Raw genomic sequence first — 20709 nt, forward strand, 5'->3', positions numbered from 1 at the left:
AATAGACAGTTTTTGCTTGAACTTTCGGCCTCGGGGCAATATCGTCCGTTAAGCGAGCAGGATGTTCGACAGCACCTAGTCAGGCCCTCCGATATGCAGAGAAGCGCTGGTCGAGATGCACGATTGGCGCAACCGATCGCCAGTTGCGCGACTGCGAAGCCTCTTTTCCTCGCGTCTTTGATTCCTACCCGACGACTGCAAGTTCTCATGATCCGTTGGCTTGTCGCCATATTCAGCCTCTTTGCAATCGCCGCTGGCGCCGCGTCGGCCGAGCCGGTCGACTTCGTCCGCGACGTTCGCCCGATTCTGCAGAAGCATTGCTACGAGTGCCATGCCGGCGACGTGCGCAAAAGCGGATTGCGATTCGATATTCGTTCGGAGGCGATGAAGGGGGGCGAGATTTACGGCGCTTCGATTGTCGCGGGCAAACCAGAGGAGAGTCCTCTCTGGAGTTTCGTCGCCGACGAAGAGGCCGATCTGGCGATGCCGCCGGAAGGGGATCGACTCACCGCTGCCGATATCGGGACGCTCCGTCGCTGGATTGAGGAAGGGGCGGTTTGGCCCGACGGGGTCGATACCGTCAAGCTGGAAGATCCCCGCGATCATTGGTCGTTTCGCCAAATTGAGTCGCCGCCGGTTCCAAGCGTCAAGCAGACCGCTTGGCCGAAAAACGAGATCGATCATTTTATTCTCGCCAAATTGGAGCAATTGCAGCTGGCCCCCTCGGCGCCGGCGACCCGCACCGAGTGGCTCCGCAGGGTCACGTTCGACTTGATCGGGCTTCCACCCACGCCGCAGGAAGTGGAAGCGTTCCACAACGATCAGGCGGATGGCGCCTATGAGCGGGTTGTCGAAAGACTCCTCGCTTCTCCGCGCTATGGCGAACGCTGGGCGCAGCATTGGCTCGATGTGGTTCGCTACGCCGACACGCATGGCTTCGAAGTGAACACCGAACGCCCCAACGCCTGGCCGTATCGCGACTACGTGATCGAGGCGATTAACCAGGACCTGCCGTACGACCAGTTCATCCGCCAGCAGTTGGCCGGCGATACGATGAACGCCAACGCCGCGACCGGATTTCTGGTGACTGCGTCGGTATTGCTGCCGGGACAGATCGGCAAGGACGAACCATCAAAACGACTGGCGCGGCAAGATTCGCTCGACGAAATCGTCACCAACATCGGGACCACCTTTCTTGGTTTGACAGTTCATTGTGCTCGCTGTCACAACCACAAGTTCGATCCGATCTCGCAGCGCGAATACTACCAAATGCAGGCCTTCGTCTCCGGCGTCGAATACGAAGATCGCGAAATCGCGCGTCCGCAGGGAGACATGCAGGCCGATCAACTGCACCGCTGGACTGAGCGTGCGCGGGAGGTCGCCTTGGAACTGGCGCGTCACGCGCCGCTGGCCGACTCAACTTCGCCCCGGGCGATGATCAACTCGTACGAAAACGTCGACCGCTTCGCTCCGGTACGCACGACGCAAATTCGCTTTCACGTGAAGTCGACCAATTCGCTGGAGCCCTGCATCGACGAGCTGGAGGTTTTCAACGCGGATGGTCAGAACGTCGCTTTGGCGCAACTTGGGGGGAAGGTCTCCGCTTCCGGCGAAAGGAGATCCCCGAAGCGTCACGATTTGCGATTTGTGAACAATGGAGTTTACGGAAACTCGAGCAGTTGGATGTCGAGCGAAGTCGGCGGCGGCTGGGTTTCGGTTGAGTTTCCTCAGCCAGAGTGGATCGAATTCGTCGCTTGGGGACGTGATCGACAAGGGAAGTTCACCGATCGTCTGGCGGTCGACTACGTGATTGAAGCGCTCGGCGAGAATGGTCAATGGATACGCGTCGCCGACTCGACGAATCGCCGTCCGTTCGACATCTCGAAAAACTCCCACACGCCGATCGAGGTCGACTCGCTCTCGGAGGAAGAGCAAGCGGAGGTTCGCCGATTGCTGGAGGAGAAGGAAACGCTGGCGAAGAAGCTGAGCCGGCTCGAAGAAAAGCAGCTTGTCTTCGCGGGAAAGTTTCGCCGGCCGGACGAGATTCACGTCCTTAGTCGCGGCAACCCCGAAATGCCGAAGGAACAGGTGTCGCCTGGCGTTCCGGAAGTGCTGGGCGTGACCGCGCTGGCCCAAGACGCCAGCGAAGCGAGTCGCCGAATCGCGCTGGCCGATTGGATCGTGTCGAAGTCAAATCCGCTCACCGCTCGCGTGATGGTCAACCGCATCTGGCAAGGTCACTTCGGCATGGGGTTGGTCGAAACGGCGAACGACTTCGGTCACAACGGCGTCCCGCCGACCCATCCGGAACTACTCGACTGGCTCAGCGCCGAGTTCATGCAAAGCGGCTGGTCGCTCAAGCGAATGCATCGTTTTATTGTCCTCTCCGCCGCCTATCGCCAAGGGGGGGACTACAACGCCGACGCCGCCGCGCTCGACGCCGATGATCTGCTTCTCTGGCGATTTCCGCCGCAGCGGCAGATGGGGGAAGTCATTCGCGATTCCATTTTGGCGATCAACGGCAATCTCAATCTCGAAATGGGAGGGCCTGGCTTCAGTCTGTTCGACAAGCGGGGCGGCTTAACCGGTTACGCGCCGATCGAGACGTTCGGCGAAGAGGGACTGCGGCGGATGATCTATTCGCACCGCGTCCGCCGCGAACGAGACGCCATCTTCGGCGCCTTTGATTGTCCCGACTACGGGCAAAGCACTTCCCGCCGTCGCGAGTCGACCACGTCGATCCAGGCGCTTAACCTGTTCAACAGTCGTTTTGTCCTCGACCAATCCGGCGTCCTGGCTGAGCGATTGCGGGCGGAACATCCAGAGCCGGCGGCTCAGATCAACGCCGTCTACGGCCTAGTCCTGTTGCGCGAGCCTTCGCCGCAAGAGCTGACCGAGGCGACGGCCTTCGTCAATGAGCACGGGCTCCAAACGCTCTGCCGCGTTTTGTTCAATAGCAACGAGTTTCTGTTTATCCGCTGAAAGCTATCGCATGTCTCGTTCGCAATCTCCCATCCTTCCGCCCACACGCTGGCTCGATCGCCGACGATTTCTGAGCGACGCGGCGAGTGCCTTGGGAGCGATCGCCGTGACCAGCTTGCTGGGAGGCGATGGTCTGCTGGCGTCGGATGCGAACGTGATCGATCCGTCTCGTCCGAACCAGCCCCGTCCTTCCCACTATCCCGGCGCCGCGAAGAATGTGATCGTCATTTTCTGCGCCGGGGGCGTCAGTCACCTTGATACGTGGGACTACAAGCCGGAACTGGAAAAGCAAGATGGCAAGCCCCTTGCCGGCGGTCCGGCGGTCACGTTTCAGGGACCCTCAGGCGAGCTCGCGCGGCCGCAGTACAAGTTTCGCCCCCGCGGCGAGACCGGCAAGATGGTCTCCGACATGTTGCCCCACCTGGCCGAACTGACCGACGACTTCGCCTTCGTTCATTCGCTAACCAGCAAAAGCAACACGCATGGCCCGGCGGAGAATTTTCTCTCGACCGGCTCGGTGCTCGATGGTTTCCCGAGCCTGGGCGCTTGGGTGACATACGCCCTTGGCTGCGAAACGCAAGAGCTGCCCGCCTACGTAGCGATTCCCGATCCGCGCGGCGTGCCGCAAAACGGATCGAACAATTGGGGGCCTGGATTCTTGCCGGCGGCGTTTCAAGGAACGACCTTCAGCGCCGCCAGTCCGATTCGCAACTTGCAGCCGTATGGGTCGTCGTCCGATAGCGACGAAGCGGCGCGTCAGTTTCTCGCGCGGATGAACGAGCGGCATTTCAATGAGCACCCGCACGATTCAAAGCTGGCGGCGCGGATCGCCAGTTACGAGTTGGCCGCCCGGATGCAGTTGAGCGTGCCGAACGTGACCAATCTCGACAGCGAGCCGGAACATATCCTGAAGTTGTACGGAGCCGACTCGACCGACAAACACAAGGCGGCCTTCGCGAGAAACTGCATCCTCGCGCGGCGGTTGGTGGAGAAAGGAGTTCGCTTCGTCCAACTGTTCAATGGCGCCTATGCCAGCGGCGGCGCGTTGAATTGGGATGGACACAACAAGCTGAAAGAACAATACGACACGCATGCGAATATCCTCGATCAACCCGCCGCAGCGTTGATCCGCGATCTCAAGCAACGCGGGCTGTTGGAAGATACCCTCGTCGTCTGGTGTACCGAATTCGGTCGCATGCCAATGTTCCAGAAAGGGGCCAAAGGGCGTGATCATAATCCGGACGGATTCACCTGCTGGATGACCGGAGCCGGCGTCAAGCCAGGCGTCAGCCACGGCGCCACCGACGAGTTCGGCGCCAAAGCGATCCAAGACGTCCACCCGCTGTACGACTTCAACGCGACCATTCTGCATCTGCTCGGACTCAATCACGAGCAGCTCACCGTCCGCCATAACGGAATCGACCGCCGTCTGACGAACGTTGAAGGTCACGTGATCCACGAGATCCTGGCCAGTCACACGTAGCCGACGCTACAGCGCAGAAATCCTCGAGTGAAACGCCGATTAAAGGGGCTGCGTTGACCCACGCGCCGACTCCACCGATACTGGAGTGACCCTGCCCATTCTCGCCCTGTCATGCCAAAAGGGAGCCCCCAGTGAAGTTCACGACCCTTCTTCTACTAACCGCGGCCGTCGTTTTCTCCGGATGGCCGAACCGCCAGGCCGCTGCGGCTGACGCAAATCGTTTGCCGAACATCGTCATGATCGTTACGGACGATATGGGATACGGCGATCTCAGCAGCCAAGGGGCGAAGGGATTCTCGACGCCGAATCTGGACAAGCTGGGCGAGCAAGGAACGCGGTTCACCAGTTTCTATGTTGCGCAGCCCGTATGCACGGCGAGTCGCGCGGCCTTTCTGAGCGGCTGTTATCCGAATCGCGTGAGCCTGCAGGGAGCGCTCAACCATACGAGCAAGAACGGGATTCATCCCGACGAATTCTTGCTGCCGGAGATGCTGAAAGAGATGGGCTACGCGACGGCCGGGATGGGGAAGTGGCACTTGGGAACGGTGATGGAGTTCTGGCCGACGCGCAATGGTTTTGACGAGTGGTTCGGCACGCCGTACTCCAACGACAATACGAAGTACCATCCGGTGCTGGCTGACGAGATGCCGCCGTTTCCGCTCTACGAAGGGGAGAACGTCATCGAGCTCGATCCGGATCAAAGCCTGTTCACGAAGCGAATCACTGAGAAGGCGGTCTCCTTCATCAATCGCAACAAGGATCGTCCCTTCTTTCTTTACGTACCGCACATCATGCCGCATGTGCCGATCTTCGCTTCGGACGAATTCCGAGGGCGGACCGAGCATGGTCTGTACGGCGATGTGATCGAAGAGGTCGACTGGTCGGTTGGCGAGATCATGCGGACCCTCGATCGGCTCAAGCTGACCGACAACACGATCGTGATCTTCTTCAGCGACAACGGCCCCTGGCCGAGCTACGGCGAACATGCCGGCGACGCTGGCGGCCTGCGCGAAGGAAAACTGACGACCTTTGAAGGGGGCGTCCGCGTGCCTTGCATCATGCGTTGGCCGGGTCACATCCCGGCCGATCGCGTCTGCGACGAACCAGTCATGGCGATCGACCTGTTGCCGACCCTGACCAAGATCGTCGGGGGGCGGATGCCGACCAAGAAGATTGATGGTCTCGACATCAGCGACGTGCTGCTGACGAAGGATGGCAAGACGCCGCACGAGGCGCTCTTCTTCTACGCGGGGACCGAACTGCAAGCGGTTCGCCAAGGAAAGTGGAAACTCCACTTTCCGCATCCCTACATCACCGTCGCCGGCGAGCCGGGTAAGGGGGGCAAACCTTCGAACTGGGGCAAGAACGCCGCTCAATCGATCACGCAAAGCGGTATCAATGGCATCGCGAGCCGTCACGGTGGTCGCGTGGAACATATCGAGCTGAGCCTGTTTGACCTGAGCGCCGACCCCAGCGAAACGAAGAACGTCGCGGCCGAACATCCCGACGTGGTCGAGCGGATGAAGAAGCTGGCCGAGCCGATCCGGAAGGAACTGGGGGACTCGCTCACCGGCGTGAAAGGGAGCGGCGTGCGTGAGGCGGGGTGGGTACAGTAAGTCGCGAGTGGCGAGACAAAGCAGTTCGGGGAATTTGGGGCTGAGGTTTAAAGCGGCCTCCGTCCCTATTTGGGCCCGCCATAGACAAGCCTCTTGGCACTAAGTGTATGATTCAGCGACCATGCAGCCCGACGCAAGCCAATGATCAATTGCCTCAGCGAAGCCGCTTGCGTAAATCTCGATGTATCTTTCCATTTCGATCGGCATGTAGCCAACAACCCCGTCGGGACGAAGAAGCAAATAATCGCAACCGCCGCTGACATGAATAATACTTGAGTCGAGCCATTCCTTCTGAGGTCGCTGCCGCGAAAGAATCATCCGAGGGTCAGCCTCATGAAGGGGAAATCTATTGAAATTATCGATCCCGAAATAGGGCGGGCTTTCTCGCAGTCCGTCATAAGTCAAAAAGAAGCGATTTACCAGGTTCAGTTCAAAAAGCTGCTTGAGCCGCTTGCGGTCAATCTGAAACGCCGGCTCGCGCAGAAAAACGAAATCGCCAGGCTGGGAGGAAAGCAGGAGGTTCAGATCGATTCCGCCTGACGATCCGCCCCTTTTTTGTAGAACCAGCCAGCATTCAGGCGAGTTCCGCTTCTCCTCCTTGGTGCATACGAGCACTCCGGCAACCTCTCTGGCGTGAAATAGTCGGGCGGTGAAATCGGCGATGACGTCGCAGCCAAAAACCGACTGCAGTTGTCGAATATTGCCCTCGACGTTTTCCTGTCGCAACCAGCTGCCGAACCAATCGCTCGCTTCTGGATATTCCGACGCGTCGCCCAGGGAGTAAAAGCGAAAATCGGCAGCCGTGACGCTCGGTTGGAGACGAATTGGAAAAAACTCGCTACGCATAGGAGCACCTTATTATCCAGAACCAATCGTTAAGGTTATGCCAGGCACGTCACCAACTAGCAGTCTGGGCGGCAATCGCGGCGCCTTTCCGGTTCTTTTAGTAGGCTTTCACAACCACATCTTTCAGTGCGAACGTCCCTTCATTGAACGAGACGCTGAAGTTCTTCTTGTCGCGGCCGTAAGAGGTGTGACGGAACGTCTGCTCAAACTTGTCGCCGATCTTGACGGTGACTTCCTCTCCCTTGCTGGTGACCTGCATGTCTACCCATTCGCCGGATTGGAACAAGGCCTCTTTGCCGGCGGCCGCCTGAATCGAATGCTTTTCTCCTTCTGGCGGAAAGGCGCGCACGTTGTAACCTTCTGGTCGCATGATGATGCGGAAGACATGGCCCTCGGCGTTATTTTCGGTGAAGGTGACGATCGTCGATTCGGTCGCTTTGAACGAAAAGCGAATCACGGCGTCGCGATAGGCGAGATCGTAGAAGACGATCGGGCCGTGATCTTTGAACTTCTTGTAAAGCTCTTGATCGAACGGACAACTGATCACACCCTCTTTCACTTGCCAATCGCCGCGAGCCGCACGCCGGGCAGGATGTTTCGGGCTGACAAAGTGATCGCTGAGAAGTTCCGTTTCGGCCTGCAGCGATCCAATCGCGCCAAGGATCAAGAAGCAGGCAAGGGCTGGGGCGGAAATGCGGATGCGTGATTTCATGATGGTAGTTCGTGGGGGAAGGGGGTGTTGATTCGCAACGTCGAGACGACTTGGCGAGAAGCATCTCCAGTTCAGGGCATTTCCGTTACACGAAAATCGGGAATCCGGCGTAACTCCGATGATAGTCGAATTCTGGGGAAGGTGCTCAAGGACGCCTACCCCTTGGACGAGACGAGCCAACCGGCGATCGAAGCGGCCAACCACCGGGGGACGATTTTGGTGAAGTAGCTGACGATGCGGTTCCCGACGCCGTCGACGACCAGGCTCCGGTTGCGGTCGAAGGCGCGGAGCGCGGTTGCCACAACTTGCTCCACGGTACGCGGGATTCCGACCGCCGCAGCGTTGGCGTTGGCCCGGTCGAAGATTTCGGTTTTCGTCGTGCCAGGGCAGAGGCCGAGAACCCGGACGTTCCGGCCGCGGCACTCCTGCCGCAGGGCGACCGAAAAGGAAATTACGAACGCTTTGGTGGCGGCGTAAACGGTCAGGTAAGGGATCGGTTGAAAACCGGCCAGCGACGCGTTGTTGATGATCCCGCCGGACCGGCGCGCCAGCATCCCCGGCAGAAACGCGTGGGTCAGCCCGACCAGGGCGGCGATGTTGACCTGGATTTCGGCCTGCTCTTGGGCCGGATCGATCGACTCGAATGGTCCGTAGGTGACGAAGCCGGCGTTGTTGACCAGCAGATCGACGTTCCAGCCGAGCTGCTCGGCATGGGCGAAGACGTTGGCCGCGGCGGTCGGCTCGCTCAGGTCTTGGGGAAAGACGTCGACCTGGACGCCGTGGCGAGCACGCAACTCGTCGGCAATCTTGTCCATCGCGGCCTGGTTGCGAGCGACCAGGATCAAATTCATCCCGCGAGCCGCCAGTTCGCGTGCGAACTGGGCGCCGATTCCGCTCGATGCGCCCGTAATGAGAGCCGTCTTGCCATTGTAGGGAAACATGGGAGCGAATCTCCAAATACGTTCTCAGGCGAGCAATCGGTCGCGCTTCGGTGGTCAAAATTTACGCTTGAACGCCCAGCCAACGTAGACGGCAAGCCTTCGTTAATCGGTCGTCAACTTGCCCGAAGTCCTGATTTTCCCGAGGATTCTTCATGTTTTACTCATGCAGTTCTTACCGACATTGGTAATCATGTAGAGGGAATTTCCTTGTTGCCATCGTTTCGCGGCCGTATGGACCCTAACCCATGAACACTTGGGAAATGCGCGATTACATGCTCGAGCGAGTCCAGAGATGGCTCCCCCGGCAAAGCGACTACGTGCACAAGACGCTCGGCGTTTTCTTCTGCTACAAGAACTGCTTGGCGCATCAGCTCTACATTTTCGGCACCTCGTCCGAGTCGGACAAGACATGGGTCTATGACCGCTCGTTCCGCTACATGAAGAAGGTGATGCTCGACTGGTGCGATATGAAGGGGATCAAGGACGCGATCTTCGCCCGGCGCAATGAGTTGCTGAAAGAGCTGTTCGCGGTCCATCAGCCCCTCTTGGTGCATCACGATTATCTGTATCAGATCGACTATTCGCATTTGGCCGCCGCACTGGCGCGGTGGACGGCCGGAGGAGCGATCAGCAATTTTGTGGCGGCTCGCAGCTTGTGCAACGTCCTCTACAATCTCGAGGAATACCATCACATCTGGAACGCCGAAGACGTGCGCTACTATGTGCAAAACAAGCTGAATTTTTACGACAACTGCGAAGTCTGGTTCGACTTTCACGGCTTGCAGCACGACGGCGAGTTCTGGGACATCCTCTACTCGACGATGGGGATATATCGCGAGAAGTATTGCTACATGAAATCGCAATTCGCGTTTCCGTAAGCGATCGCTCTTTGCGATTACTTCGCGCCGAGCAGAAAGCGGAGCGGCACGTCGACGCGGCGGCGCCAGGCCCGCTCGGAATGGTCGTGTCCCCGCCAGACCTGCGCGAGCAGATTGGCTTCCGCGACATAACCGGCGTCGGCCAGGTGAGCGTCCATCCGCTCTTGCAGCGGCCCGTACGATTCGTCGAGCGCTATGGTACCGCGATCGAAGTAGAGTCGATGATTGCTAGGATCGGGAAGGTCGCGCCCCATCGCGTCGACTAGTTCAAATCCTCCGATCACCCAGTGGGTCGAAAGGCACCCCGCGCCGCCGAATACGTCGGGATAACTCTCGATCGCGTTGAGCGACGCGAGACCCCCCATGCTGGAACCCATCACAAACGTCTGCGCTGGATCGGGCGACGTCGGAAAATTCTCATCGACAAATGGCTTGAGTTCTTCGACGATGAACTTGAGGTAGTCGTCTGAGTAGGGAAGACCTCCCTGGTCGGCGACGAATTTGTTGATCACCTCCGTCGTCAGATCTTGCTCGAACGGCTTTTTCGGCATCAGCTCGCGCTTACGCTGCGGGCTGTTCCAGATGCCGACCACAATCGCTCCAGGGATCACGCCGGCCTCGGTCAGTCGAACGATCGCTTCGTCCATTCCCCAGTCGACCCCGGCGAACGACAACGCCGGGTCAAACAGATTTTGCCCGTCGTGCATGTAAATGACCGGCAATGGAATCGCCGACTTGCGACCCAACGGGACGGGGCACCAGATATCGACGTTGCGACGATCGGCCAGATTCGCCGAAGGGAAGCGGACGCGATGCGCAAAGCCGCTTTTGTCGGAAAAAGCGAATCTTTCCAGCGATTTGGGCATGTAGTGAGCAACGTGGGAGGATCAGAACGAAGCAGTGCAGGCTAACCGGGTCACGACTTCCTATCAAGGCGTGATCCGAGAATAGCCAACTGCGTTCATTATTCTACCAGAACTTCCACCACGGCTTTTCGCTCGCTCCGCTCTCATAAACCAGCCGCATTACTTTTCCTTCATGGCCAAAGTTCGACTTGCCGTAGATCACGCGGATCTTCTCGTTGGCGTCTTGGCCGACGGTGTCGCCGTCTCTGATCACCGGTCCATTTTCCAGCACATAACCGGCCAGGCTCATCAGCCGGTCGTATAGTTCGCGGGGCGGTTCGGTCGCCCCATTCGCTTCCAGTTCCATGTGTCCCAGGGCGGCCATACCGCAGGTGAAGCCGGAACTGGTGTTCGAACTTTCGGCGCCGACGCGGAAGTCGACCCAGATATGCAGCGGCGGTCCGTCCGACATCACTTCTGTGGCGAAGTCGAGAAAGATCGCCTTGGGAACGATCAGCGTCGCGTTGCCCCAATAGACCCCCAGCGACGAAGGGGAAGCGGCGAGAACTGCGGTTACGACTTTGGTCAGCATCGTCGAATGAGGAATCGGATCGAGCTCGGCGTTGAGCGATACGATCGCGTGCGTCTGGTGCGTCTTCAACTGTTCCGCCGCATCCTTCCAAAGAATGCTGGTCGCACAGGGACCTTCCAGGTCGGACCACGGAAACGGCGCCGGCATCAGCGCGACGATCACTTGGGCTTCGCCAAGATCGAAGATATAGGTGTTGTCCTCTCCGGTGACGTCGCTGGCCGCGGGGAGTTCGGGCCAGCGGGTCGCCAGCTCTTGTTGAATCGCTTCGATCGAGAGCTGCGGTTGGTCAGGGAACAGGACCATCGAAATCGCTAGCGCCACGGCGTCTCCTTTGCGTTGGATGTTGTCCAGCAAGGTTGGTAGAGATGAGAGTCGTTGAAAAGTTCGTCGTTACCGGCTGCCTGGCTTCAACTGCACGTAGGGTTGAAGTTGGCGGGAAAGCTCGGCCACCGTTTCCGCGTGTTCGGTACTATCAGCCAGGTTCGTCACTTCGCCGGGGTCATTGGCGTGGTCGTATAGTTCGCGCCCCGCTTTCCCTTCCAGCCATTCGGTATAGCGATAGCGATCGGTCCGAATCGAATAGCCCCATGCGTTTCGCCCATGCCAAACTTGCGTGACGGCCGGCTTGTCCCATTTGCCGCCGGTCGGATCGGTAAGTAGCGGCCGGAGCGATTGGCCTTCCAGGTTCTTCGGCGGTGCGAGCCCGCACAGATCGGCCAGCGTCGGATACAAGTCGACCAGTTCCACCGGCTTGGCGGTATTTTCCCCTTGCCGAAGACCCGGCGCCGCGATGATCAGCGGCATACGGGCCGAGCGCTCGAACGCTTTCCGCTTGTACCAAAGTCCCTTCTCGCCGAGGAAGTAACCATGGTCGGACCAGAAGACGATCACCGTGTTGTCCATCAGGTCGTTCTCTTCCAGCGCATCGAGCAACTTGCCGACTTGCGCGTCGACGAACGAGATCGAAGCGTAGTAGGCCTGCTTGCATTTTCGCGCTTCCTCGACCGAGACGTCCTTGAAGTAGTAGGGCCAGTTCTTGGCGTCGCGCTGGATCGCCATCGCGGGGACGTCTTCCAGGTCGCGCTTCGCCTCTTCCAGATCGGGCATCGTGATTTGATCGAGCGGATAGAGATCGAAGTATTTCTTTGGCGCGACGTAAGGGCAGTGGGGATTGAAGAAGCCGGCCGCCAGGAAGAACGGCTCACCTTTCTTCTCGTTGATCAGCTCAACAATCTTGTCGGCGACCTTGCCGTCGGTATGTTCGTTGTCGGCGCTCTCCGGATCCCACCATGCCATGCTGATGCCGAGGTTCGTGTTCTTCTCCTGACCGGCGCCGTAGCGGGTGATCTTTTCCTGCTGCGAACGATCAATGCCGATCGGGTTGTAGCGCTCGTTCCAGGTCGCTGGGTCGTCATTGCCGTCGGTCCCGATCTGGGCTGGGTTGCCGTAGTGATAGATCTTGCCGGCCCGCGCCGAGAAGTAGCCGTTGTTGCGAAACATCTGCCCCAGCGTCACCACGTCAGGGTTCTTTTGCCGCAGCTCATGATTCAAGGTATGCATGTCGAGCGTATCAGGCCGCAAGCCGGTCATGATGCTGGCCCGACTTGGCCCGCACAGCGGCTGTTGACAATAGGCGGCGTCGAAGCGAACCCCCATTTTGCACAGCCGATCGAGATTCGGCGTCTTCACCAGCGGATCGCCATAGCAGCCCAAGTCGCAGTTCATATCGTCGGCCGCAATGAACAACACATTTAGCCGCTCAGCGCCGCGAGCGCTCGAACCGACAAGCAAGAAAACGATAGCGATGAGTGGAACGGCCGCAAAGATTGGGCGAAGGAGAAGGCACACGTGGAGATTCCTCGAACTTGCGCAGGGTGGAGTTCCGCCCGCCCAAAGTGCATGAAATCGCCTGACGAGAGTTCGTCGCTTGAGACAGGGGCAGGGGAGGGGCGACTCTGTTTTACACCACCAGAAGGGCGAGAGGAAGTTTTTCTTGGCCGCCGCTCCCCAGCTATTTCAAAGCGAATCGACGATCTCCGCCCGAACGATCATGATCAACTCGATCTCTTCCATTTCGCCAGGCGCGGTCTGGCTCTTTCCCATTTGCACGAAGCCGGAGAAGAGATAGGTCTCTCCAGCATTCATCTCAATAGCGGTGCGGAGCCCCCGAGTGCGCACGCCTGGTACGGTCACATTTCCCGTCGTCACATTCAGACTCGGATCAAGTTCGCTCAATTCCGGGTGCAAATCAAGCTTGAGTTTTCCCTCTCCCAGCACCACCGGAGTGACGCTCAGCTGCGTGCCGTAAGGGCGAAACTGCGTCGCCGTATTCCCGTCCTTTTGCGCGACCAGAATCGGAAACTCACCGCCGACATGCAACGACGCGGGGCGACCGTCAAGCGTCGTGACCGTTGGCTCGGCCAAAACCTTCCAGGCGCCGGCGTGCTTCAAGTCGGCGATCAGCTTTTTCAAAGCGACGTCGCTATCGAGCGTTCGCGTCATCGAATTGATCCGATCTCTCTCCGCCGCGGACGGCTGTCCCAACTCTTTCGCTTGTCGAGCCGACAGCACGTCTTCGAATCGATAGGTGGGAGGCCATTTCGCGTCAAATCCAGGAACGTCGATCTCCGCATTGCGCGCCTTCGTCAGCGATAGCTCGCAAACCTGCACCGAGACGATCACCTGCTGTTGCAGGCCGGTGGCCTTGCGCAGCTGGGCAATCTCCGTCGTCAGCGCATCGCGCGCCGCGATCAGCCGCTTCAACTCTTCGGCCGCATCGGCACTCTTGGGAGGGCGCAGCGGATTTTGACACCAAGCGACGGCCGGTAGTACGAAGAGGAGCAACAAGGGAAGCGTGCGTTCCAACATGGGAGAACTCCGCTGGCGGTTTCGGCAAACTGAAAGTTCGTGCGAGGAGTGTAGCGGCGAATTCGCACGACTTGAATGTCAGTTTGATGAGCGGTGCTGCTAGCTGCGCGGGCTGGGTTGCAATCCAGCACTAATCGCCACGCTCGCGCGACACCTGATGACGCAAAGCAAGCCCTGCTTTCGACAATGCGTCGATGAACTGCGGATCGAGACAGAGCGATCGGCTTCCGTCGATGGCAAGCATATGCGATTGGATCTCGAGCGTTTTGTCGCAGCGGAATTCTTGGAGGAGCGCGGCGTGCGACACCAACCAACTCAGAACGCCATCCAGGACTTCCTCTGCGTCGGGTGGACGAATGGCGATTTGGATCGCGGCATAATAGTATGCGTCGCCAGAATCCTCTTGCCCTTGATGCAGCCGGCCGTAGATCTCCGCATGGAACAATTCCGGGATCTGATGGATCCGGGGATCAGGGCCGATCATTTCCAGGATTACGTTATCGATCAGCATAGCTGTGTTATCAAAGGATGGATGATCGCGAACCAACGTACCGATCCATCATAGCAAGAATGAACTTCCAGGCCCCGCCCTAGCGCCGACGATCAGGCGCCGCCCACATGATCCGTTAGTCCCACTCCGGACGATAACACTCTTGGGACAGCTCCTCAAATCGCGTCTGTAGCGACGCAACGAACTCGTCGCGATTGCCGGTCCAGGTGACCTGCTCGCCAACAAAGATATCGACAAAGAACGGTACGAGAATTCCTTCGCCCCGCGGCAGGGCTTTCCCCAAGCCGTGCAAAAAGACCGGCACGATCGGCACGTCTGGCCTGCGCTTGGCGATATGGGCGATTCCATTTTGCAGCTTCGCCATCTGCTCCGGTTCGCCCCGTGAGCCTTCTGGGAAGAGGATCAGAATCTCATTTCTTTCCAGCCCTTCGCAGATGCCGGCCAAGGGATCGGTACGCATCCCCGCGACGTTCCGTTCTAGCGGCAAGATGCCGATGATCTTCGTCGAAAACCAGGCGATGCGCGGGTTCTTTAAAAAGTAGTCGGCGGCGGCGACCGGGTGCACCTGGTGAAGACGGCGCATGCCAAACAAGGTAATCAACACGATCGCGTCGAGATGGCTATTGTGATTGGCGACGATAATCGCCGGTCCGTTCTGAGGAAGCAACTGGCCGCGGCGAATGTTCAGTCCCAGCACGATCAGAACGACCGGTCGTACGACAAGCAGGAAGAACAGATATCGCAAGACGTTGTTCAAAACCGAAGCTCTCCAAGGATGACCCTGTTTCCCGTGGTGTGATCAAACGGGACGCATCTTAGCCGTAGCAGTAGTACAAAAAGTGAAAGAAGATCGGGGTCGTGTAGGTAAGGCTATCGACGCGATCCAGGATACCACCATGCCCTGGCAGCATCGAGCCAGAATCTTTGACGCCCAAGTCGCGCTTCAGCGCAGAGATCGAAAGATCGCCAACGAAGCCGCTCACTGCGATCAAGGCGCCGCCCAGCGCAGCGGTCTGCCAGTTCAGGATCGTCAGCCAAGGACCTAGCAGCACGGCCAGCACAACCGTCGAGCCAATCCCTCCCAGCAGTCCCGCGACGGTCTTCCCGGGGCTGACCGTTGGCGCCGCTCGCATCCGGCCGAACGATTTGCCCCAGATATATTGAGCGACGTCATTGAACTGCGTGAGCAACACCAGCAACACCAACAGGGCGACGCCAGGGGCGATCTGATTGTCGGGGTCAGGCCAATCCGGCGTCACCAAGGCGGTCTCGGGGATCTTCAGCGTCAGCAGCGCCACCATGTGAGAAAGACTGAAGACCATGGTCATCAGGCCCCAATTCAACGTAGAAACGGCCCGCAAATAGCCTTTGGTTTCACCGATGGAAATGACGCGAGCCGGCAGGAACAAGAACATATAGACCGGGATGAAAACGAGAAACATCCCATACCAGGCGATGTAGGCCAGGTAATACTGAACCGGGATCGCTAGATAGGCCCAGAAGAGAACCCGCCGATCTGCGCGGCGCGTCGGAATCAACGAGAAGTATTCCTTCAGCGCCAGAAAACTAACGAAGGCCAGGAAGATGGCCGACAACATCGGCGACAGCACCACGGCAAGTCCGAACATCCAGGCGATCACCCACCAGGTGCGCACGCGTAGCCGCAGTTCGGTATGGTCCCGATCGGGCTGCAGCCGCTGCTGCACTCTTACCAGGATGCTGGCGATCACCAGCGCCAGGGCGATGCCGCTAAGCGTGATGATCACTTCGGTCGTCAGATGCTCGAACCGCGTCCATCCGCTCAGCCATTCCATTAGCGATTCGCTCATTGGACCGACTCCCGATTCGCAGCACGCTCACGCATTCTGTTCGCGATGACGCTCAGACGTCTCACCGCGGTGACCAACCCGCCCAGGCAGACAATAAGGAGAGCCACGGCTGCGATCCCCATTTGCGTGTCGGAATGGATCGGTTGCCACGCATCAGGAAGCAACGCACATGCTACGCACGTGAGCGTCATCAACGCCATGCGCTGCTGTTTGGCGAACGGACCGAGAAAGACTTGTCCGACGCCGACGCTGGCGCCAATGGCTCGAACGTAAGCCACAAACACCGCAATCAACGCCGCCGCCATCCCGGCAATGGGATTTCCGCCATAGGCCAGGCCGGCGCCGATCAAAATCGCCGGGTCGGAAAGACGGTCCGGCACTTCGTTGAAAAGTTCGCCCACCGCGGAGGCCTTGCCCCCTTCGACCGCCACCATGCCGTCCAGCAGATTGGCGATCAGTCGCAGTTGGATGAAGACCGCGCCGGCAAGCCACAAGCCGCGTCTTAGCAGCTCCGATTCCACCTGCGAAGTCGCCGCCAGGCAAATCCCCGCAAGCACCGCTGCGAACACGCTGCTGACCGAAATAGCGTTCGGGGTAACGCCAGAATTCGCCAGCTTCGCCGCGAGCCATTGAAAGAATGGCCACTGTCGACTTTTCAGGGGGCGTCGGCCGGCAGGCTCCTCCGCAGGGCTCGGCGATGTGGAAGCGGTTTCGGCCATTCTTAGCGTCCCATAAGGTACATTCCACCAATCAACAGCAGCATGCCAGCTACGTTGATCGGGCGAATCGGCGTTTCGTAAGCCAGGAGCCCGATCAAGGCGGCCCAGATGAAGGTAGTCGCGTAAACCGGATACAGAACGGACAACGCTCCTCCCTTTTTAAATGCGGCCACGAATAGCACCATCACCGCGATATAACAAACGACGCCCCCCAGAATCCGCGGATTGAGCAAATAACTGCTGATTGAACCGCCTGCGGCGTCGGCGCCCGACTTATACAGAAACTGCCCCACGGCCCCAATCAAGGAAGCCAGCAGAAAGAGCAGGATCGACATGTACGGAGTTGACACAGGAGATCTCCTCCCTCAGAAGTGAAAGAAAAGTCGGCGAGGCAACAGGAGCCGCATAGCAAGTCAGCGGCGCCCCAGCGATGGAACGCTGCGTAGATCATAGTTGGCGGCCCCTCCCAAATCACCTTCTTACTGGCCACTTCCAGCGAGACTTCTTCAAGGTCGTCTTCTTCGCGAGGAATATGCCCCTTTTTTTCTGATTTTCTCGATTTGGATGGTCCAGATTTTGAGTTACAGGTCATTGCCTAGCGGCTGAGCAAGACCGACGACTTTTCTCAAGTCGTCGGGGCGACCCACAGCCAGCCAATCCGATCAGACGCACCTACGTCTTCCATCAGATTCGACGCTGGCCTGTTTCTGAACAGCCAAAAAAGAAGCCTACGTGCCGAAACGGCCAAGGTGGGGCGGATGAAGTTGGCGTGCTCTAGCGCTAGCGATCCCGCTTGCGCCGGACGAACCTACCCATAAAAACAAGAATAAATCTCCAGGCCTTGCGCCAGCGCCGACTGCGACAACTGCCGAAAGGTCTCGGCCGATTCCAGATTCAGCCGTTCGCGGGTCGACTCTTCCTCGTCGTCGAAGAATTCGGCGGCCGCCTCGATCCACTTCTGTAAGATCGCTTCGTCCAACGTGGCGCCAGCGATCGCTTCGACATGCGGTACGCTCAAAGCGACGATCCAGGGGCCCATCTCTTCGTTGATCGCGCGGACCAGTTCGCTCCGCGCCGTTTGGGTCGAGAGATCTCCGTTGCTCGACGGGATCGCGGCGGCCAAGAGTTCGAACTCAGTGTCGCCGATATTCCGGAGCGTGATCTTGGTCGCCATCTCCTCTTCGATTTCCGCCTGACGATCTTCATCCAGATCCTTCAGCGCGTCGGCCCACCGTTCAATTTGTTCTCGGGTGCAAAGGAAGTAGTCGATGAATTGAGCCATGGCCATGAAGGTTTTCTGCCGAGGAGCGGTGGAAGAGAAGTTGCGGAGGAATCTGCAGTGTAGCGATTCGTGGTCCGTTGGGTACTAGTCAAAATGTGGGAACTTCTTGCCGCGGCGCCGCTCCGAATTGTTTCGCCGCATTTCGGAGGCTGTTCCGGACGTTCTCGTCTGGGGTGATGGCGATCAAGGCCTCAAAATAGTGAGGCAAATCGGGCCACGCGATCTTTTCCTTTTCGCAGAATCTCGCGTAGTCGCAAAGCCTCGAAACCGCCGAACAGGCGACCGGCATGGCGCTCTGCGAGATCATTGCCTCCACTTGCTGAAGCCCTTCGTGGTGAACGGACTTCGTCGCTTTGCTTTCGTCTTGCATCAGATTCAGCAAGCCGCCTAGATAGAGATAATTGGTGTGTCGGTCGAGGTTCATTTGCGCCGGGCGACAATCGCGATAGAACTGAAACAACGCTTTGCTTAAAGCAGGTTGTCCAGCCTCATGCAGGAAACAAGCGTCCCGGATGGCGGCGAGTCGGAAAATGCACTCTTCATCTTCCGCCATTCTCTTGAGCGTTTGTAAGGCCTCCAAGCGGGACGAAAGGGGCGCCGATTTGTAGCCGGTTCGAACCAGGAAGCTGATTTCCCGTTCGCCGTAGTAACGCTCGTCCGGCGATACCGAATCCATTTCGGATAAAGCTTCCAGGCGACGCAAATGGCAGTCGAACCGTGCAAGTTGCTCCTGGTTCGTGAGCGATCTGGCAGCCAAGCGGTAATTCACAAACTCGTAAACCAGGCTATGGCACTTCGGGTCTTTTAGAAGCTGCCAACAGGCGTCGATCTTTTGCTCGCTGGTAATCGGGGCGCGCACCCGACCATAGGCGGTGAGAAAATTCCGATCGGTGACGGTATCCTGGGCGTCACTGACCGACAGGCACCAACGTGCAAAAAACGGATCAGGATCCAAACAACCCACCAAAATCCGCTGGGCCGCTTGTTCGTCATTTCGCGTCGTCAAGATTTCGGCGATCCGGTCTAGTCGCTTGAGTTCCGACTCGGACGCCGGCGCAAAGAAGATTTCTCGGGGATAGTATTTGTCTGGTGGAAAGTAGGAGTACAGAACTTTGTCGCCAACTTGCGGCGGAACCTTGTTTTCCGACACGGCCAACCAAGAATCACGCACATACCAGAGCGATTCGATTTTCAACGTCTGTTCATGGAACGGTTTTCCAAAGATGACGCGATCGATGGCCAGCGTCAGCCGCAACTCGATGTAATCTGGGTGATGCCATTTGTCGATGTCTTCCTTGCCGGTCTTTTCAATCTGGGTAATGGTTCCCAGCAATAGCGTTCCCTCATTGACGAGATAGGTAAACCTGCTGCCGTAGGGATCAACGCCGGGGTAGCGCGGTCGGTAACCCGACAGCACCTGGGCGCGGGCGGAAGTTGCGGAGATGCATAACGTCAGCAACATGCATGACGCGAACAGGAATGGTCTCATTCGCAGGGGGAAGAAGCGGGGCATGTGCGATCTCGGCAGCAGGAGGAGAAACGAGAATTTGCCAAGCGAATTCTAAACATTTCTGCCTGCTCCCGCCTCATAAATGTCGCTTGACAAAGCGCACGCAATCGTGGTCGATTGCAGGGTGGTTTTGCGGATTGCTCTATCGCGAGATTGGAAGTTGGTAGGTGGAAGATGAATCGAAACGCTCCAGTCCGGGCGTGGAAAAAAACGCGCGAGCGGTCCAGTCCAGTGATCAAAATGTGACCGGCGGGTTTCCCAGATTGCCGTGCGGGGCGGATGGGCAAGGTGACGCAAAAATAAATGCGTTCGCGGTCCAGTCCAGTGTCAGCGTCTTCAGCCCCATCGGGGCGGCGCTAATGTAGCCTAGGGTAAGTCGCCCATGGCGACGCAGCCCTAGGTAGGCTGACGCGGATCAATCGAAAGCCCCAACGGGGCGAACTAAAATTCATGAACGTCCAGTCCAACGTCACCAATTTTTGGGGTCGTGTAACCTAGGGCTACATCACCTGCGGCGATTCCACCCTGGGCTGCTTTAGTAGCGCCCCGTTGGGGCTCAAGAAAAAATGTGCGCCGGCGGTCCAGTCCAGTGAGCCAAATGGGACCGGCAGGTTTCCCAGATTGCCGTGCGGGGCGGATGGGTAAGGCGACGTAAAAAAAATGCGTTCGCGGTCCAGTCCAGTGATGGGGTGGAGTTTGGTTGGTGAGGCCGAGCGGAGGGCGCGGCGTCTTGTCGCTGCGTGACTCGCCCAGTCTTCGGGAGACTGGACGGGCCAACCGGTTTGAAAAAAAGTGTGCGGGCGGTCCAGTCCTGGGATCGAAGACATGCTCATCCGGCGAAGACGCCGCAAGAGCATGGCACCAGTGCCAGTCGGTCCGTGGTCTGGCTCGACTGAGTGGTTGGCAAAGAGACGGCTCACAGAGCCGTGGCACGCGGTATAGGTAGAATGCGCATGAAAAAACGAGCCGTCTAAAAGACTGCTCGTTTTGATGTAAGTGTTTGCTGATAAACAGCTTAAGTAGCGGCGGAGGGATTCGAACCCCCGACACGCGGATTATGATTCCGCTGCTCTAACCGACTGAGCTACGCCGCCA

At 58.3% G+C, this 20709-nt stretch carries 18 protein-coding genes and 1 tRNA gene; 4 read left to right on the forward strand and 15 right to left on the reverse strand.

Translation table 11 applies throughout. The features are described from left to right. Window positions 1-207 precede the first annotated feature (207 nt). The 3 genes from LOC68_RS10040 (at window position 208) to LOC68_RS10050 (ending at window position 6081) form a co-directional block, all read left to right on the forward strand. A complete protein-coding gene (locus LOC68_RS10040) occupies window positions 208-2982 on the forward strand; it encodes a PSD1 and planctomycete cytochrome C domain-containing protein (RefSeq protein ID WP_230218195.1) in 2775 nt (924 codons plus the stop codon). Window positions 2983-2992: 10 nt separating this feature from the next. After that, window positions 2993-4465, forward strand: coding sequence for a DUF1501 domain-containing protein (locus LOC68_RS10045; protein ID WP_230218196.1), 1473 nt, complete (start codon window positions 2993-2995; stop codon window positions 4463-4465). Window positions 4466-4596: 131 nt separating this feature from the next. After that, window positions 4597-6081: a sulfatase-like hydrolase/transferase gene (locus LOC68_RS10050; RefSeq protein WP_230218198.1), complete on the forward strand. Its 1485-nt coding sequence runs from the start codon at window positions 4597-4599 to the stop codon at window positions 6079-6081. A 99-nt stretch (window positions 6082-6180) separates the two neighbouring features. Here the strand turns inward: LOC68_RS10050 and LOC68_RS10055 are convergent, their stop codons facing one another. The 3 genes from LOC68_RS10055 to LOC68_RS10065 form a co-directional block, all read right to left on the reverse strand. Beyond that, a complete protein-coding gene (locus tag LOC68_RS10055) occupies window positions 6181-6927 on the reverse strand; it encodes a hypothetical protein (RefSeq protein ID WP_230218199.1) in 747 nt (248 codons plus the stop codon). A gap of 97 nt (window positions 6928-7024) precedes the next feature. Further along, entirely contained in the window at window positions 7025-7639 is a 615-nt protein-coding gene (locus LOC68_RS10060) for a DUF1080 domain-containing protein (RefSeq protein WP_230218200.1), read from the reverse strand. 155 nt (window positions 7640-7794) lie between these two features. Further along, on the reverse strand, window positions 7795-8580 hold the full coding sequence (locus tag LOC68_RS10065; RefSeq protein WP_230218201.1) for an SDR family NAD(P)-dependent oxidoreductase: 786 nt from the start codon (window positions 8578-8580) through the stop codon (window positions 7795-7797). Window positions 8581-8825: 245 nt separating this feature from the next. Here LOC68_RS10065 and LOC68_RS10070 point away from each other — a divergent pair, with 245 nt between their 5' ends. Next, window positions 8826-9458, forward strand: coding sequence for a hypothetical protein (locus tag LOC68_RS10070; RefSeq protein ID WP_230218202.1), 633 nt, complete (start codon window positions 8826-8828; stop codon window positions 9456-9458). A 17-nt stretch (window positions 9459-9475) separates the two neighbouring features. Here LOC68_RS10070 and LOC68_RS10075 read toward each other — a convergent pair whose 3' ends face one another. The 12 genes from LOC68_RS10075 to LOC68_RS10130 form a co-directional block, all read right to left on the reverse strand. Then, window positions 9476-10324 (reverse strand): alpha/beta hydrolase, encoded by an 849-nt coding sequence (locus tag LOC68_RS10075; RefSeq protein WP_230218203.1) that lies wholly within the window; start codon window positions 10322-10324, stop codon window positions 9476-9478. Between the two features lie 103 nt (window positions 10325-10427). After that, on the reverse strand, window positions 10428-11216 hold the full coding sequence (locus LOC68_RS28515; protein WP_230218204.1) for a DUF4261 domain-containing protein: 789 nt from the start codon (window positions 11214-11216) through the stop codon (window positions 10428-10430). A gap of 69 nt (window positions 11217-11285) precedes the next feature. Continuing rightward, window positions 11286-12743 carry a sulfatase gene (locus LOC68_RS10085; protein WP_230218205.1) on the reverse strand — a complete coding sequence of 486 codons (1458 nt, stop codon included), beginning with the start codon at window positions 12741-12743 and terminating at the stop codon, window positions 11286-11288. Window positions 12744-12911: 168 nt separating this feature from the next. After that, a complete protein-coding gene (locus LOC68_RS10090) occupies window positions 12912-13763 on the reverse strand; it encodes a hypothetical protein (RefSeq protein WP_230218206.1) in 852 nt (283 codons plus the stop codon). 130 nt (window positions 13764-13893) lie between these two features. Next, complete coding sequence (locus tag LOC68_RS10095) at window positions 13894-14310, reverse strand: hypothetical protein (RefSeq protein ID WP_230218207.1); 417 nt, start codon at window positions 14308-14310, stop codon at window positions 13894-13896. Between the two features lie 79 nt (window positions 14311-14389). Beyond that, window positions 14390-15031, reverse strand: coding sequence for a lysophospholipid acyltransferase family protein (locus tag LOC68_RS10100; protein WP_230218208.1), 642 nt, complete (start codon window positions 15029-15031; stop codon window positions 14390-14392). Window positions 15032-15089: 58 nt separating this feature from the next. Further along, window positions 15090-16103, reverse strand: a complete 1014-nt coding sequence (locus LOC68_RS10105) for a phosphatidate cytidylyltransferase (protein WP_230218209.1) — start codon at window positions 16101-16103, stop codon at window positions 15090-15092. Continuing rightward, the gene (locus LOC68_RS10110) at window positions 16100-16822 is read right to left on the reverse strand and encodes a CDP-alcohol phosphatidyltransferase family protein (RefSeq protein ID WP_230218210.1); all 723 of its coding nucleotides are present in this window, start codon (window positions 16820-16822) and stop codon (window positions 16100-16102) included. The genes LOC68_RS10105 and LOC68_RS10110 overlap by 4 nt, the downstream gene beginning before the upstream one ends. A gap of 2 nt (window positions 16823-16824) precedes the next feature. Then, window positions 16825-17172 (reverse strand): hypothetical protein, encoded by a 348-nt coding sequence (locus LOC68_RS10115; RefSeq protein WP_230218211.1) that lies wholly within the window; start codon window positions 17170-17172, stop codon window positions 16825-16827. A gap of 458 nt (window positions 17173-17630) precedes the next feature. Next, the gene (locus LOC68_RS10120) at window positions 17631-18110 is read right to left on the reverse strand and encodes a hypothetical protein (RefSeq protein ID WP_230218212.1); all 480 of its coding nucleotides are present in this window, start codon (window positions 18108-18110) and stop codon (window positions 17631-17633) included. A gap of 82 nt (window positions 18111-18192) precedes the next feature. Then, a complete protein-coding gene (locus LOC68_RS10125) occupies window positions 18193-19566 on the reverse strand; it encodes a hypothetical protein (protein WP_230218213.1) in 1374 nt (457 codons plus the stop codon). A 1068-nt stretch (window positions 19567-20634) separates the two neighbouring features. Beyond that, window positions 20635-20708 (reverse strand) — tRNA-Met (locus LOC68_RS10130). Window position 20709: the final 1 nt, after the last annotated feature.

The sequence above is a fragment of the Blastopirellula sediminis genome (assembly GCF_020966755.1).
Taxonomy (GTDB): domain Bacteria; phylum Planctomycetota; class Planctomycetia; order Pirellulales; family Pirellulaceae; genus Blastopirellula; species Blastopirellula sediminis.

What these genes read in the sequence shown, in the direction of transcription:
- LOC68_RS10090 (WP_230218206.1), bottom strand. Translation starts at nt 13,763, where the DNA reads ATGTTGGAACGCACGCTTCCCTTGTTGCTCCTCTTCGTACTACCGGCC.
- LOC68_RS10110 (WP_230218210.1), bottom strand. Translation starts at nt 16,822, where the DNA reads ATGGCCGAAACCGCTTCCACATCGCCGAGCCCTGCGGAGGAGCCTGCC.
- LOC68_RS10045 (WP_230218196.1), top strand. Translation starts at nt 2,993, where the DNA reads ATGTCTCGTTCGCAATCTCCCATCCTTCCGCCCACACGCTGGCTCGAT.
- LOC68_RS10070 (WP_230218202.1), top strand. Translation starts at nt 8,826, where the DNA reads ATGAACACTTGGGAAATGCGCGATTACATGCTCGAGCGAGTCCAGAGA.
- LOC68_RS10075 (WP_230218203.1), bottom strand. Translation starts at nt 10,324, where the DNA reads ATGCCCAAATCGCTGGAAAGATTCGCTTTTTCCGACAAAAGCGGCTTT.
- LOC68_RS10065 (WP_230218201.1), bottom strand. Translation starts at nt 8,580, where the DNA reads ATGTTTCCCTACAATGGCAAGACGGCTCTCATTACGGGCGCATCGAGC.
- LOC68_RS10105 (WP_230218209.1), bottom strand. Translation starts at nt 16,103, where the DNA reads ATGAGCGAATCGCTAATGGAATGGCTGAGCGGATGGACGCGGTTCGAG.
- LOC68_RS10125 (WP_230218213.1), bottom strand. Translation starts at nt 19,566, where the DNA reads ATGTTGCTGACGTTATGCATCTCCGCAACTTCCGCCCGCGCCCAGGTG.
- LOC68_RS10120 (WP_230218212.1), bottom strand. Translation starts at nt 18,110, where the DNA reads ATGGCCATGGCTCAATTCATCGACTACTTCCTTTGCACCCGAGAACAA.
- LOC68_RS10060 (WP_230218200.1), bottom strand. Translation starts at nt 7,639, where the DNA reads ATGAAATCACGCATCCGCATTTCCGCCCCAGCCCTTGCCTGCTTCTTG.
- LOC68_RS10055 (WP_230218199.1), bottom strand. Translation starts at nt 6,927, where the DNA reads ATGCGTAGCGAGTTTTTTCCAATTCGTCTCCAACCGAGCGTCACGGCT.
- LOC68_RS10040 (WP_230218195.1), top strand. Translation starts at nt 208, where the DNA reads ATGATCCGTTGGCTTGTCGCCATATTCAGCCTCTTTGCAATCGCCGCT.